Below are 14,342 nucleotides of genomic sequence, written 5' to 3' on the forward strand. Positions count from 1 at the left end.
GAGCTGTCGTGAAGGACGCCTTCGGCATCCCCCAGTCCCTTCTCGTCCTCGGCGGTACGTCCGAGATCGCGCTCGCCACCGCGCGCCGTCTGGTCGCCCGCCGCACCCGCGGCGTGTGGCTGGCCGGCCGCCCCTCCCCCGCACTGGACGCGGCGGCCGAGGAGCTGCGCGGCCTCGGCGCCGAGGTGCGCACCGTCGCCTTCGACGCGCTCGACCCCGAGTCCCACGAGGCGGTGCTCGGCAAGGTCTTCGCCGAGGGCGACATCGACCTGGTGCTGCTGGCCTTCGGCGTCCTGGGCGACCAGGCGCACGACGAGCGCGAGCCGCTGAACGCGGTGCGGGTCGCGCAGACCAACTACACCGGCGCGGTCTCGGCCGGGCTGGTCAGCGCCCGCGCGCTCCAGGCGCAGGGCCACGGCTCGCTGGTGGTGCTCTCCTCCGTCGCCGGGGAGCGGGCCCGTCGCGCCAACTTCATCTACGGCTCCAGCAAGGCCGGCCTGGACGTCTTCGCACAGGGTCTCGGCGACGCGCTGCACGGCACGGGCGTGCACGTCATGGTCGTACGGCCCGGGTTCGTCCGGTCGCGGATGACCGCCGGGATGGCGGAGGCACCGCTCGCCACCACGCCGGAGGCGGTCGCCACGGCCATCGAGCTGGGGCTGCGGCGGCGCTCGGAGACGGTGTGGGTGCCGGGCGCGCTGCGCGTGGTGATGTCGGCGCTGCGGCATCTGCCGCGGGCGGTGTTCCGGCGGCTGCCGGTGTGAGCCGGGTCCGCCCGGCGGGCGCGCCGGGCGGCGTCTACCGGGCGGGCGCCTACCGTACGGGCATCCGCCGGACGGGCGGCTACCGGGCAGGCATCCCCCGGACGAGCGCCAACCGGACGCGGGCGGCTACCGGGCGGGCAGGGAGCCGCTCTCCACGCGTTCCGACTGCGGGGGCACCGTGGCGCTGCCGAAGGGGAACTCGCGCAGTTGGCGCCACACCCCGTCGCCGCCCTGCTCGTAGAGCGCGAAGCCGGTGCAGGGCCACTGGGCCTCGTAGTCGGCCAGCTCCTCGAAGGCGCGGTCCATCGCCGCCTCCTCGATGCCGTGCGCCACGGTGACGTGCGGGTGGTACGGGAACTGCAGTTCGCGGGCCACCGGCCCGGAGGCGTCGCGGACCCGCTTCTGCAGCCAGGAGCAGGCCGCGGCGCCCTCGACCACCTGGACGAAGACCACGGGTGACAGCGGGCGGAAGGTCCCGGTGCCGGACAGCCGCATCGGGAAGGGCCGGCCGCGCGCCGCCACCTCCGCCAGGTGCGCCTCGATCGCGGGCAGCGCCGCGCCGTCCACCTCGGTCGGCGGCAGCAGGGTGACATGCGTGGGGATGCCGTGAGCGGCGGCGTCGCCGAAGCCCGCGCGCAGCTCCTGGAGCTTGCTGCCGTGAGGCTCCGGGACCGCGATCGACACGCCGATCGTTACGGTCCCCACGTCGTCTCCTGTCGTTACGTGTCACTCGTCGTATGTCGCTGGGTCGGACACCCGGTTATCGACTGTACGGCCACGACCGTGCCCGGGGCAGGCGCAACCGGAGTGATGTGCAGCGCTCCGGCGGCGTGCCGGGGCGCACGGGATGCCGGGGCCGGTGCCGGGGCACTGGTCGGGGCGGTGCCGCGGGTCAGTGCTTGGCGGGCAGAAAGCCCACCAGGTCGTACGTCCGGGAGAGGGTCTCCGCGGCCACGGCACGCGCCTTCTCCGCGCCCTTGGCGAGGATCGAGTCGAGCGTCTCCGGGTCGTCCAGGTACTGCTGGGTGCGCTCCCGGAAGGGGGTCACGAACTCGACCATGACCTCGGCGAGGTCCGTCTTGAGCGCACCGTAGCCCTTGCCGGCGTACTTCTCCTCCAGTTCGGCGACTTGCGCCCCCGTGAGGGTGGAGTAGATGGAGAGGAGGTTGCTGACGCCCGGCTTGTTCTCCGGGTCGAAGCGGATCACGGTGTCCGTGTCGGTGACCGCGCTCCTGACCTTCTTGGCGGTGGCCTTGGGCTCGTCCAGGAGGTTGATGAGGCCCTTCGGCGTGGACGCCGACTTGCTCATCTTGACCGACGGGTCCTGGAGGTCGTAGATCTTCGCCGTCTCCTTGAGGATGTACGCGGAGGGCACGGTGAAGGCCTCGCCGAAGCGGCCGTTGAAGCGCTCGGCCAGGTCGCGGGTCAGCTCGATGTGCTGGCGCTGGTCCTCGCCGACGGGGACCTCGTCGGCCTGGTAGAGCAGGATGTCCGCGACCTGGAGGACTGGGTACGTGAACAGGCCGACGGAGGCGCGGTCGGTGCCCTGCTTCGCGGACTTGTCCTTGAACTGGGTCATGCGGGAGGCCTCACCGAAGCCGGTGAGGCAGTTCATGACCCAGGCGAGCTGGGCGTGCTCGGGGACGTGGCTCTGGACGAAGAGCGTGCAGCGCTCCGGGTCCAGACCGGCGGCCAGGAGCTGGGCGGTGGCGAGCCGGGTGTTGGCGCGCAGCTCCTTCGGGTCCTGCGGGACCGTGATCGCGTGCAGGTCGACGACCATGTAGAACGCGTCGTGGGTCTCCTGGAGGGCCACCCACTGGCGGACGGCGCCGAGGTAGTTGCCGAGGTGGAACGAGCCTGCGGTGGGCTGGATTCCGGAGAGCACGCGGGGTCGGTCATTCGCCATGCCCGCCATTCTCTCAGGTTCCGCCGCAGGCTCGTTCCCCCGGTCGGCGGCGGTCAGCCGAGGTCGATCTCCGCGTACAGCGGGAAACCCGCCACCAGGTCCGTGGCGCGGTGGGAGATCTCGTCCGCGACCTTGGCGTCGAGGACGTGGGCGGCCTTCGAGGGGGCGCCCGACTTGGTGGTGCCCGGCTCGGTGGTGGTCAGGACGCGGTCGATCAGGCCCGCCACCTCGTCCATCTCGGCCGTGCCCAGGCCGCGCGTGGTGAGCGCCGGGGTGCCGATGCGGATGCCGGAGGTGTACCAGGCGCCGTTCGGGTCGGCCGGGATGGCGTTGCGGTTGGTGACGATGCCGGAGTCCAGGAGGGCGGCCTCGGCCTGGCGGCCGGTGAGGCCGTAGGAGGACGTCACGTCGATCAGGTTCAGGTGGTTGTCCGTGCCGCCGGTCACCAGGGTGGCGCCGCGTCGCGTCAGGCCCTCGGCGAGGGCGCGGGCGTTGTCGACGATGTGCTGGGCGTAGTCCTGGAACGCGGGCTGCCGGGCCTCGGCGAGGGCGACGGCCTTGGCGGCCATGACGTGCGGGAGGGGGCCGCCGAGCACCATCGGGCAGCCGCGGTCGACCTGGTCCTTGAGGGAGTCGTCGCACAGGACCATGCCGCCGCGCGGGCCGCGCAGCGACTTGTGGGTGGTCGTCGTCACGATCTGGGCGTGCGGGACCGGGTCGAAGTCGCCGGTGAGGACCTTGCCCGCGACGAGACCGGCGAAGTGCGCCATGTCGACCATGAGGGTCGCGCCGACCTCGTCGGCGATCTCGCGCATGATCCGGAAGTTCACCAGCCGGGGGTACGCGGAGTAGCCGGCGACGATGATCAGCGGCTTGAACTCGCGGGCCGAGGCGCGCAGGGCCTCGTAGTCGATGAGGCCGGTGGCCGGGTCGGTGCCGTAGGAGCGCTGGTCGAACATCTTGCCGGAGATGTTCGGACGGAAGCCGTGGGTGAGGTGGCCGCCGGCGTCCAGGGACATGCCGAGCATGCGCTGGTTGCCGAAGGCGCGTCGCAGCTCGGCCCAGTCGGCGTCGGTCAGGTCGTTGACCTGGCGGGCGCCGGCCTTCTCCAGGAAGGGCACCTCGACGCGGGCGCCGAGGACGGCCCAGAAGGCCACGAGGTTGGCGTCGATGCCGGAGTGCGGCTGGACGTAGGCGTGGCGGGCGCCGAAGAGCTCGCGGGCGTGCTCGGCGGCGAGGGACTCGACCGTGTCGACGTTGCGGCAGCCGGCGTAGAAGCGGCGGCCGATGGTGCCCTCGGCGTACTTGTCGCTGAACCAGTTGCCCATCGCCAGCAGCGTGGCCGGGGAGGCGTAGTTCTCCGAGGCGATCAGCTTGAGCATCTCGCGCTGGTCGGCGACCTCCTGGCCGATCGCGTCGGCGACGCGCGGCTCGACGGCGCGGATGACGTCGAGGGCGGCGCGGTAGGCGGTGGACTCGGGGGAGATTTCTGCGGGCACGGGAGCCTCCGGACGTTGACAGTCAGCGTTCACGGTACGGACGGCCCAGGCGCACGGCTCTCGTTGCTCGGGCCGCTCCCCGATGGTTGGTCCCATCCCAGCGCGCCAGTCACGGCCCGGGGTCAGCGTACCGGGTGCGCTTCGCCGGTGCCGTCGGTGTCCGCGATGCGGGAGCGTCCGGGTGGCCGTCTCTAGAGGATCACGTGGGGCAGGAATCTCGCGTACTCGTCCGTCACCAGGCCGCTCGACTCCCTGATGCCCAGTCCCGCCGACTCGTTCTCGACCACCCACGCGCCCAGGACGACCCGGTTGCCGTCGAAGTCCGGGAGCGGGGCCAGCTCCTGGTAGCAGCACGGTTCGGTGGGCTCGACGGCCTCCGTGCCGGGACGGTGGATCGTGACGCCGGCGCCCTCGCGGCCCAGCAGGGGCTTGGCGACGTAGCCGGTGGTGCGGGCCATTTCGCGTGGGCCGTCCAGGTAGGCCGGCAACAGGTTCGGGTGGCCCGGGTAGAGCTCCCAGAGTATCGCCAGCAGGGCCTTGTTGCTGAGCAGCATCTTCCAGGCGGGCTCGATCCACAGGGTGGTGCCGGTACCGCCGCCGTTGTCGAGGGTGTCCAGGACGTGGTCGGCGAAGCGGTCGGTGGTGAGCCACTCCCAGGGGTAGAGCTTGAAGATGCTGCGGATGAAGCGGAGCTTGCCGTCGACGAAGCGTCCGGAGAGGCGGTCCCAGCCGATCTCCTCCATGGAGATCCACTCGGTGGCCAGGCCGGCCTGTTCGGCGGTCTCCTTGAGGTAGGCGACCGTCATCAGGTCCTCGCCCAGCTCGTCGGCCTCGGAGTTCGCGAAGTACAGCGGGCTGCCGGGCGGGAGGAGGGCGGACTGCTTCTTCCAGGCGTCGATCAGACGCTCGTGGAGGCTGTTCCACTGGTCGGCGCCGGGGAAGCCGGCCTCCATCCAGAACCACTGCGGGGACGCGGCCTCGACGAGGGAGGTCGGGGTGTCCGCGTTGTACTCCAGGAGCTTGGCGGGCCCCGTGCCGTCGTAGCGCAGGTCGAAGCGGGCGTACACGGAGGGGAGCTCGGCGCGGCGGTGCCAGGCCTCGGTGACGGCGCGGACCACCCGCGGGTCGGTGATGCCGAGGTCGGCGAAGCGGCCGGCGGTGACGATGTGCTCGGCGGCCGCCAGGCACATGCGGTGGAGTTCCTCGACGACCTCCTCCAGCGCCTCGACCTCGGGCAGGGAGAAGACGTAGTAGGCGCTCTCGTCCCAGTAGGGGCGCAGGGAGCCGTCGGGGTAGCGGGTCAGGGGGTAGATGCAGCCCTGCTCCTCCACGGTCTGCTGCCAGCCGGGGCGGGGCTCGGTCGTACGGCGTTCCACGGCCGGCCTCAGCCGCCGCCGCTGCCGGAGCCGGAGCAGCCGAAGCCGCCGCGGTCGACGGCCTCGTCGCGGCTGAAGGTGCCGTAGTCGGCCCAGCCGTTGCTGACGTCGGCGTCGTAGTACCAGTCGGCGTCGGACACCTTCGACGAGCCGGACCTCTTGTTGCCGCCCTTGCCGTACGAGCCGCCGGAGGAGCCCGACTTGCAGTTCTTGTCGGCGACGACCTTGTAGCCGTTGATGTAGTCGTAATTGTCGCGGTCCACGCAGCGGCGGTCGGGGTCCGAGCCGCACGCGCTCAGGGCCGCCGCGAGCACTCCCATGCCACCGAGCACCACGGTGCTCGACCGCAGCCGTCGCCGGGTCTCTGCCATTTCCTTCTCTCCCCGTTGTCCGTGCAGGTGTACGACAGTTGGGCCGATCGAGTGTACGGCCCGTGCCGCGGGTGGACTCTACGGCAGCGACCGGCACAGCGCGTCCAGGGCCCCCGCCCAGGCGTGGTCGGGCGGGGTGCCGTAGCCGACGACGAGGGCGTCCAGCGGGGCGACGGCGGCGTCCGGGTGCCGGAACATGGACAGACCGTGGACCGCGAGTCCCTGCCAGGCGGCCGCCCGGACGGTCTGCTGCTCGGTGCCGGGGGGCAGTCGGAGGACGGCGTGCAGTCCGGCGGCGATGCCGGTGACGCGCACCTCGGGGGCGCGCTCGGCGAGGGCGGCGACCAGAGCGTCACGGCGGCGCCGGTAGCGCAGACGGGCGGCCCTGACGTGCCGGTCGTAGTCGCCGGAGCCGAGGAACTCCGCGAGGGTGAGCTGGTCCAGGACGCCCGGGGTGCGGCCCGCCATGTGATCCATGGCCCCCTCGACGAGCGACGGCGGCAGCACCAGCCAGCCCAGACGCAGGGCGGGGGCGAGGGACTTGCTGGCGGTGCCCAGGTAGACGACGCGGTCGGGGTCCAGGCCCTGGAGGGCGCCGACGGGCTGGCGGTCGTAGCGGAACTCGCCGTCGTAGTCGTCCTCCAGGATCAGCCCGCCGGTGCGGCGGGCCCGGTCGATCAGGGCCGTGCGGCGTTCGGGGAGCAGGGGCAGGCCCATCGGGAACTGGTGGGAGGGGGTGAGCAGGACGGCCCCGGAGGTGGCCGGGTCGTCGTCGGGGGGACGGGTGCCGCGGTCGTCGAAGGGCAGCGGGGGCGTCACGTGGCCCGCGCGGGTGAGCAGCCGGCGGTGGTGGGGCAGGCCGTAGGACTCGACCGCCACGGAGCGCACTCCCGCGCGGCGCAGCAGTTCGGCGAGTACGCCGAGGCCGCCGAGGAATCCGGCGCAGACGACGATCCGGTCGGGGTCGGCGTGCACGCCGCGGGCGCGGGAGAGGTAGCCGGCGAGCGCGGTGCGCAGTTCGACGCGGCCGCGGGGGTCGCCGTAGCCGAGGGCCTGGTCGGGGGCGGCGGTCAGGGCGCGGCGGGCCGCCCGCAGCCACTGGGCGCGGGGGAACGACGCGAGTTCGGGCGTGCCGGGGACCAGGTCGTAGGCGGGCCGGGCCGGTTCCCGCCGGTGCGGTGCCGGCCGGTGCCCGGGGGCGGCGGGCGTCCGGTCGGCGACCCGGGTCCCCGACCCCTGGCGGGCGGCGAGCCAGCCCTCGGCGACCAGATCGGCGTAGACCTCGGCCACCGTGTTGCGCGCCACGTCCAGGTCGGCGGCGAGCGAGCGTGAGGAGGGCAGCCTGGTTCCGGGTGCCAGCCGCCCGCTGCGGACGGCCTCGCGCAGGGCGTCGGTGAGGCCGCGGCGCAGCCCGGTGCCGGACCGGTCCAGGTGCAGGTCGACGCCGAAAGTGGCCCATGATTTCCCCATGGAAATGGACCATACTCCTGGGCTGCCTCGCTTCTAGTCTCGAAGCCATGACGACGAACGAGCACACCACCACCGCACCCGGACCCGGTCCCTTCGCCGCCGAGGAGGCGCCCCGGCTGGAGTGGGCCAGGCACGCCCCCGAGGTCTGGAAGGCGATGCTGCGACTGGAGAAGGCCGCGGGCCAGGGTCTGGACCCGAAGCTGAAGGAACTGGTGAAGATCCGCGCCTCCCAGCTCAACCACTGCGCCTTCTGCCTGGACATGCACACCAAGGACGCGCTCGCCGCCGGGGAGAGCGTGGAGCGGATCGTGCAGCTCGCCGCCTGGGAGGAGTCGCGGCACTTCTACACGGAGCGGGAGCTCGCGGCGATCGAGCTGACCGAGGCGGTGACCGTGCTGACGGACGGATTCGTGCCGGACGGCGTGTACGAGAAGGCGGCCAAGTCCTTCGACGAGACCGAGCTGGCCCACCTGATCGCCGCGATCACGGTGATCAACGCCTGGAACCGGTTCGGTGTGGCCTGCCGGCTGACGCCGGGGCACTACACGCCGGGACAGCACGGGTGACGGGCCCTGTGGCGGACCGGGCGACCGGGGCGGACCGCTTCCGGGACCTGCACCACGGGCGGGCGCCCGGCGACCCCCTCGTCCTGCCCGGCCCCTGGGACGCGGCGAGCGCCCGCGTCTTCGCGGAGGCGGGGTTCCCGGCGCTCGCGACGCCCAGCGCGGGGGTCGCGGCCTGTCTCGGGTACGAGGACGGGGCGACCCCGGCCGACGAGATGTTCGCGGCGGTGGCGCGGATCGTGCGGGCCGTGGACGTGCCCGTGTCGGCGGACGTCGAGGACGGGTACGGGCTGGCGCCGAAGGAACTGGTGGAGCGGCTGCTGGAGGCGGGCGCCGTGGGCTGCAACCTGGAGGACTCCGCGAACGGGGTGCTCAAGGACCCGCGGGAGCACGCGGAGTGGCTGGCCGAGGTGCGGGCGGTGGCCGGGGACCGGCTGTTCGTCAACGCCCGGATCGACACCTTCGTCAGGGGCGTCGACGACCCGGCGGCGGCGATCGAGCGGGCCGCGCTGTACGTCGCCGCGGGCGCCGACTGCGTGTATCCGATCGGCGCCCCCGTCGGCGTACTGCCGCTGCTGCGGTCCGGCATCCAGGGGCCGGTGAACGTCGGCGGGCGGCCCGGGGAGGGCCCCGCCTCCGCCGAGCTGAGAAGGCTCGGCGAACTCGGGGCCACCCGGATCACGTTCGGGCCGGGACTCCAGCGGCGCGCGGAGCGCGCGGTGCGGGAGATCGCGGCGGAACTGCTGAGGTGAGGGTCAGGGCAGCCACTTCTTCCAGACGGACTCGTGGCTGTCCACCCACTTCTTCGCCGCCTCCTCGGGCCGCATCTTCCGCTCGGCGATCATCAGGGACACCTGGTTCTGGTCCTCGGTCGTCCACTTGAACCGCTTGAGGAACTCCGCCGCCTCGCCGCCGTCCTCCGCGAAGTCGGCGTTGAGGTACTTCTGGAGATCGGTGACCGGGTAGGCGCATTCGACCTTCGCCGGGTCGGCGTCGCAGCCCTCCTTGTAGGGCGGCAGCTTCACCTCGGTCATCGGGACCTTCTCGAAGAGCCACTGGGGGGTGTACCAGTAGGTCAGGAAGGGCTTCTTCTCCTTGGCGAACTGCTCGATCTGGGTGATCTGGGCGGCCTCGGAGCCGGCGAAGACGACCTTGTAGTCCAGGTCCAGGTTCTTCACCAGGGCCTTGTCGTTGGTGACGTAGGACGGGGAGCCGTCCATGAGCTGGCCCTTGTCGCCGCTCTCCGCGGTGCGCATCAGCTCCGCGTACTTGTCGAGGTTCTTCCAGTCCGTCACGTCCGGGTGCTTCTTCGCGAAGTACGTCGGGACGAACCAGCCGATGTGCCCGGTGACGCCGAGGTCGCCGCCGGGGGCGATGGTCTCCTTGTCCCGGACGTAGCGCTGCTCCTGTTCGGGGTGGCCCCAGTCCTCCAGGATGGCGTCGACGCGGCCCTGGCTGAGCGCGTCCCACGCGGGGACCTCGTCGACCTGGACGGTGTCGACGCGGTAGCCGAGCTCGTGCTCCAGCAGGTACTGGGCGACGGCCACGTTGGCCTGGGCGCCGACCCAGGACTGCACGGAGAGGGTCACCGTCCTGGCGCCCTGGGCGTTGGCGAACGGGGACGCCTGCTTGGTCATGTCGGCGGCGCCGCAGCCGGTCAGCAGCGTCAGCGCGGCCACGCCCGCGAGGGCGGAGGTCGTACGCATCCGCATGTCAGGCTCCCTTCCTCGGACGGCGTTCGGTCGGCTGGGTGACCCGGTCGAGCATCAGGCCGAGGCAGACGATCGCCGCGCCGGCCACCAGGCCGGTCGCCAGGTCGCCCTGGGCCAGGCCGAAGACGACCTGGTAGCCGAGCGCGCCACCGCCGACCAGGCCGCCGATGATGACGACGGCGAGGACCAGGACGACGCCCTGGTTGACGGCGAGCAGCAGCGACCGGCGGGCCAGCGGGAGCTGGACCTGGCGCAGTTGCTGCCCGCTGGTGGCGCCGAGCGAACGGGCCGACTCCAGCGCGGCCGGGTCGACCTGGCGCAGGCCCTGGGCGGTGATGCGGACGACGGCCGGGAGGGCGTAGACGACCGCGGCGGCCGCGGCGGGCGCGCGGCCCACGCCGAAGAGGGCGACGACCGGGATGAGGTACACGAACTGCGGCATCGTCTGGAAGACGTCCAGCACCGGCCGCAGCGCGCGCTCGAAGCGGTCGCTGCGGGCGGCCGCGATGCCCGTCGCGAAGCCGATGACCAGGGTCACGGCGACGGCGGCGAGGACCTGCGAGAGCGTGTCCAGGGACGGGTTCCACACGCCGAGCACGCCGATCGCGGCCATGGCGAGGACGGCGGTGAGCGCGGTGCGCCAGGTGCCGATCAGCCAGGCCAGGGCGGCGACGATCAGGAGTACGGACCACCAGGGCAGCCACTGGAGGCCGTCCCGGAGCGGGTTGAGGATCCAACTGGTGAAGTGGGCGGCCCAGTCGCCGGTGCCGCCGACGACGGGGACGCCGGAGTACAGGTGGGCGGTCATCCAGTCGACGGCCCGGTTGACGGACTCGGCGATGTCCACCTCCCACGCGTCGGGCCACTCCAGGAAGCCGGCGATCCGTCCGGCGGCCGCGACGACCGCGGCGGCGGCCAGGGCGTACAGCCAGGTCACCGGGGACTTCCCGGACTCGCCGAGCCGCTCCCCCGCCGCGCCGGTCACACGGTCCAGGACGACGGCGAGCAGCACGATCGGGATGCCGGCCGCGAGGGCCGCGCCCACGTCGACCGAGGCGAGCGCCTGGTAGACGCGGTCGCCGAGGCCGCCGGCGCCGATGACGGAGGCGATGACGGCCATCGAGAGCGCCATCATGATCGTCTGGTTGACGCCGAGGAGGAGTTCCTTGCGGGCCAGCGGGACGCGGGCGGTCAGCAGCCGCTGGCGGGCGGTGGTGCCGAGGGACTCGACGGCCTCGAGGACCTCCTTGTCGGCGCCGCGCAGGCCGAGGGCGGTGAGCCGGGCCATGGGCGGGGCGGCGTAGACGACGGTGGCCAGGACGGCGGCGGGGACGCCGATGCCGAAGACCAGGACGACGGGGAGGAGGTAGGCGAAGGCGGGCAGCACCTGCATGGTGTCGAGCACCGGGCGCAGGACGCGGTCCATCCGGTCGGAGAGGCCGGCGGCCAGGCCCAGCAGGGCGCCCACGGCGACCGACGCGAGCACGGCGACGACCATCAGCGCGAGGGTCTGCATGGTCGGCACCCACATGCCGAGCAGCCCGCAGGCCAGGAACGCGGCCGCGGTGCCGACGGCCAGCTTCACACCGGCCACGCGCCACGCGACCAGGGCGCCGATCGCGGTGACCCCGGCCCAGCCGACGGCGAGGAGGGCCAGGTACACGGCGCGTACGGCGATCACGACGACGTTGCTGACGTGGCCGAAGAAGTAGAGGAACAGCGGGTGGCTGTCGCGGTTGTCGATGATCCAGTCGCTGGCCCTGCCGAGCGGCTCGGACACGTCGACGGTGAGGGCGCCCGGCCAGGCGGTGCCGCCCCACTGGGTGACGGCGACGGGGACGAGGACCGCGGCGGCGAGGGCCAGGACCAGCAGCTTGCGGGCGGCCGGCCGGCGCAGGGCGCCGGGGAGGGCGGGGCGGGCGGCGGTTGCGGTGACCGTGGCCATCAGACCGCCTCCTTGCGCTGATCCGCCCCCTTGGCGAGATCGGTCCCGGGGCCATCAGCCTCCCCGGGGCGTTCCGTGGCCTCGCGGGGTGCGCCGCCGGTCCCGGCGACGACGCCGAGCAGGGCGTCCGCGTCGACCACGCCGAGGCAGCGGCCGTCGTCCATCACGCGGGCCGGGGAGCCGGCCCGGGCGACGGCCTCGATGGCCTGTGACACCGTGGCGTCGGGCCGCAGGGCGGGGCCGGTGCCGGCCTCGTCGGCCGAGGAGGCGGGGCGCATGGCGGTGCGGACGGTGAGGACCTGCTCACGGGGGACGTCGCGGACGAACTCGCGGACGTAGTCGTCGGCGGGCGAGCCGACGATCTCCTCCGGGGTGCCGAGCTGCACGACGCGGCCGTCGCGCATCAGGGCGATGCGGTCGCCCAGCTTGAGAGCTTCCTGGAGGTCGTGGGTGATGAAGACCATCGTGCGGCCCTCCTCGCGGTGCAGCCGGACGACCTCCTCCTGCATGTCCCGCCGGATCAGCGGGTCGAGCGCGCTGAACGGCTCGTCGAAGAGCAGGACCTCGGGGTCGACGGCGAGGGCGCGGGCGAGGCCGACGCGCTGGCGCTGACCGCCGGAGAGCTGGCCGGGCCTGCGCTGCTCCAGGCCCTGGAGGCCGACCTTGGCGACGATGGCGGCGGCGCGCTCGCGGCGTTCGGCGCGGCCCATGCCCTGGACCTCCAGGCCGTACGCCACGTTGTCCAGGACCGTGCGGTGCGGGAGCAGGCCGAAGTGCTGGAAGACCATCGCGGCGCGGTGGCGGCGCAGTTCGCGCAGCCGGGACTTGTCCATGGCGCGGACGTCCTCGCCGTCGATGGCGAGGGAGCCGGCGGTCGGCTCGATCAGCCGGGTCAGACAGCGTACGAGGGTGGACTTGCCGGAGCCGGACAGGCCCATGACGACGAAGACCTCGCCCTTGTGCACGTCGAAGGAGACGTCGGCCACGGCGGCCGTGCAGCGGGTGCGCGAGCGCAGCTCGGCCGGGCTCAGGGCGGCGAGCTCCGGGTCGGCGGGGACCCGGGCGGCCTTGGGTCCGAAGACCTTCCACAGGCCGTCCACGGAGAAGACCGGGGTGGTGGCATCGGTGGCCTCGGGTGTACCCGGCGGCGTACCGGCGCTGGTGGTGGTGCTCATCGGGCGTCACCACCGATCAGCTCGACGGCACGCTCTCCGACCATGAGGACGCCGATCATCGGGTTCACGGCGGGCATGGTCGGGAAGACGGAGGCGTCGGCGATGCGGATGCCCTGCAGACCCCGGACGCGCAGCTCGGGGTCGACGACGGCCAGCTCGTCGGTGGCGGCGCCCATCTTGCAGGTGCCCGCCGGGTGGTAGACGGTGTGGGCGACCTTGCGGGCGTACTCGCTCAGTTCCTCGTCGCCGGTGACGTCCGGGCCGGGGCAGACCTCGCGCTTGAGCCAGCCGGCCAGCGGCTCGGTCTTGGCGACCTCGCGCGCGATCCTGATGCCGTCGACGAGGGTGCGGCCGTCGTAGTCGTCCTCGTCGGTGAAGTAGCGGAAGTCCAGGGCGGGCTTCACGGACGGGTCGGCGCTGGTCAGGTAGAGGCGGCCGCGGGACTTCGGCTTGGGGATGTTCGGGGTCATGGAGACGCCGAACTCCGGGCGCTCGTAGCCGAGGCGCTCCGGGTTGTCCGTGAACGGGATCTGGTAGAAGTGGAACATCAGGTCCGGGCCCGCGTGTCCGGGGTCGCGGCGCACGAACAGACCTGCGTCGGAGTCCATCGCGGAGTTCTCCGGGATGGGGCCGTCGGTCTCCCACACGATCACCGACTCGGGGTGGTCGAGCAGGTTCTCGCCGACGCCGGGCAGGTCGAGCGCCACGGGTATGCCGAGGGCTTCGAGGTCCTCGCGGGGGCCGATGCCGGAGTGCATCAGCAGGCGCGGGGAGTCCACGGCGCCGGCGCACAGCACGACCTCGTTGCGTGCCTCGACGAGGATCTCCTCGCCGTCCTTGGTGCGGACGTGGACGCCCTCGGCGCGGACGCCGTCGAGCTGGAGCTTGTACGCCCAGGTCTCCAGCATGATCGTGAGGTTGGGCCGCTCGTCCATCACCGGGTGCAGGTACGCCACGGAAGCCGACGAACGCTTGTTGTTCTCGGGGTGGTAGGCGAGGTCGAAGAAGCCGACCCCCTCGGTGAACGGCTTCTTGTTGAAGCCCTCGACGCGGGGGACCTCCAGGGCCTTCTGCGCGGAGTCGACGAAGTCGCGGGCGATGGCGTTCCGGTCCTTCTCGTCGACCGGGACGACGTTGTTCTTCAGGCGCGCGTAGTACGCCTCCATCGGCACCGCGCCCCAGCCCTTGGCGCCGGCCGCCTCCCACTCGTCCCAGTCGGACGGCAGCGGCTTGAAGGCGATGAGGGTGTTGTGGGAGGAGCAGCCGCCGAGCACCCGGGCGCGGCTGTGCCGGATGTGCGAATTGCCGCGTGGCTGCTCGGTGGTGGGGTAGTCGTAGTCCAGCTCCCCGCCGAGCAGGCCCATCCAGCGGCGCAGGGTCAGCACGTCGTCGCGGCCGACGTCGCTGGGGCCGCCCTCGATGACGGCGACGGTGACGTCCGGGTTCTCGGTGAGGCGGGAGGCGATCACCGATCCCGCGGTGCCGCCGCCTATGACGACGTAGTCGTAGACGTGGGAGGTCTCGGGCATGGGGGTACTCCAGAGGGTGAGCGGACGGGGAG

Annotated in this window: 13 protein-coding genes and 1 riboswitch; of the genes, 3 read left to right on the plus strand and 10 right to left on the minus strand. The window is 72.7% G+C overall.

Features of this window, described 5'->3' with window-relative positions; genetic code table 11:
* Positions 1-8 precede the first annotated feature (8 nt).
* Entirely contained in the window at positions 9-764 is a 756-nt protein-coding gene (locus B1H29_RS14190) for a decaprenylphospho-beta-D-erythro-pentofuranosid-2-ulose 2-reductase (protein ID WP_055418243.1), read from the plus strand.
* A gap of 126 nt (positions 765-890) precedes the next feature.
* Here the strand turns inward: B1H29_RS14190 and B1H29_RS14195 are convergent, their stop codons facing one another.
* The 6 genes from B1H29_RS14195 to B1H29_RS14220 form a co-directional block, all read right to left on the minus strand.
* Positions 891-1,469 (minus strand): 2'-5' RNA ligase family protein, encoded by a 579-nt coding sequence (locus B1H29_RS14195; protein ID WP_055418244.1) that lies wholly within the window; start codon positions 1,467-1,469, stop codon positions 891-893.
* Between the two features lie 187 nt (positions 1,470-1,656).
* Positions 1,657-2,670 (minus strand): tryptophan--tRNA ligase, encoded by a 1,014-nt coding sequence (gene trpS / locus B1H29_RS14200; RefSeq protein ID WP_055418956.1) that lies wholly within the window; start codon positions 2,668-2,670, stop codon positions 1,657-1,659.
* 53 nt (positions 2,671-2,723) lie between these two features.
* A complete protein-coding gene (locus B1H29_RS14205; RefSeq protein ID WP_055418245.1) occupies positions 2,724-4,169 on the minus strand; it encodes a glycine hydroxymethyltransferase in 1,446 nt (481 codons plus the stop codon).
* 36 nt (positions 4,170-4,205) lie between these two features.
* A riboswitch (ZMP/ZTP riboswitch) is annotated at positions 4,206-4,292 on the minus strand.
* A 68-nt stretch (positions 4,293-4,360) separates the two neighbouring features.
* Complete coding sequence (locus tag B1H29_RS14210; RefSeq protein ID WP_055418246.1) at positions 4,361-5,545, minus strand: glutathionylspermidine synthase family protein; 1,185 nt, start codon at positions 5,543-5,545, stop codon at positions 4,361-4,363.
* Positions 5,546-5,553: 8 nt separating this feature from the next.
* Positions 5,554-5,916, minus strand: a complete 363-nt coding sequence (locus tag B1H29_RS14215) for a hypothetical protein (protein WP_055418247.1) — start codon at positions 5,914-5,916, stop codon at positions 5,554-5,556.
* 78 nt (positions 5,917-5,994) lie between these two features.
* Positions 5,995-7,386: a PLP-dependent aminotransferase family protein gene (locus tag B1H29_RS14220; protein ID WP_055418248.1), complete on the minus strand. Its 1,392-nt coding sequence runs from the start codon at positions 7,384-7,386 to the stop codon at positions 5,995-5,997.
* 47 nt (positions 7,387-7,433) lie between these two features.
* Here B1H29_RS14220 and B1H29_RS14225 point away from each other — a divergent pair, with 47 nt between their 5' ends.
* Positions 7,434-7,952, plus strand: coding sequence for a carboxymuconolactone decarboxylase family protein (locus B1H29_RS14225; protein ID WP_055418249.1), 519 nt, complete (start codon positions 7,434-7,436; stop codon positions 7,950-7,952).
* Complete coding sequence (locus B1H29_RS14230; protein WP_234393012.1) at positions 7,949-8,701, plus strand: isocitrate lyase/PEP mutase family protein; 753 nt, start codon at positions 7,949-7,951, stop codon at positions 8,699-8,701. Before B1H29_RS14225 ends, B1H29_RS14230 begins: the two co-directional genes overlap by 4 nt.
* A gap of 3 nt (positions 8,702-8,704) precedes the next feature.
* On the opposite strand, the gene B1H29_RS14235 is transcribed toward B1H29_RS14230, so the two are convergent.
* The 4 genes from B1H29_RS14235 to B1H29_RS14250 are packed head-to-tail and all read right to left on the minus strand — an operon-like array spanning position 8,705 to position 14,310.
* On the minus strand, positions 8,705-9,661 hold the full coding sequence (locus tag B1H29_RS14235) for an ABC transporter substrate-binding protein (RefSeq protein ID WP_055418251.1): 957 nt from the start codon (positions 9,659-9,661) through the stop codon (positions 8,705-8,707).
* A gap of 1 nt (position 9,662) precedes the next feature.
* On the minus strand, positions 9,663-11,606 hold the full coding sequence (locus B1H29_RS14240; RefSeq protein WP_055418252.1) for an ABC transporter permease: 1,944 nt from the start codon (positions 11,604-11,606) through the stop codon (positions 9,663-9,665).
* The gene (locus B1H29_RS14245; RefSeq protein WP_079160220.1) at positions 11,606-12,781 is read right to left on the minus strand and encodes a quaternary amine ABC transporter ATP-binding protein; all 1,176 of its coding nucleotides are present in this window, start codon (positions 12,779-12,781) and stop codon (positions 11,606-11,608) included. Before B1H29_RS14245 ends, B1H29_RS14240 begins: the two co-directional genes overlap by 1 nt.
* Positions 12,778-14,310, minus strand: coding sequence for a GMC family oxidoreductase (locus B1H29_RS14250; protein ID WP_055418253.1), 1,533 nt, complete (start codon positions 14,308-14,310; stop codon positions 12,778-12,780). Before B1H29_RS14250 ends, B1H29_RS14245 begins: the two co-directional genes overlap by 4 nt.
* Positions 14,311-14,342 lie beyond the last annotated feature (32 nt).

It is taken from the genome of Streptomyces pactum, from assembly GCF_002005225.1.
Lineage (GTDB): Bacteria > Actinomycetota > Actinomycetes > Streptomycetales > Streptomycetaceae > Streptomyces > Streptomyces pactum_A.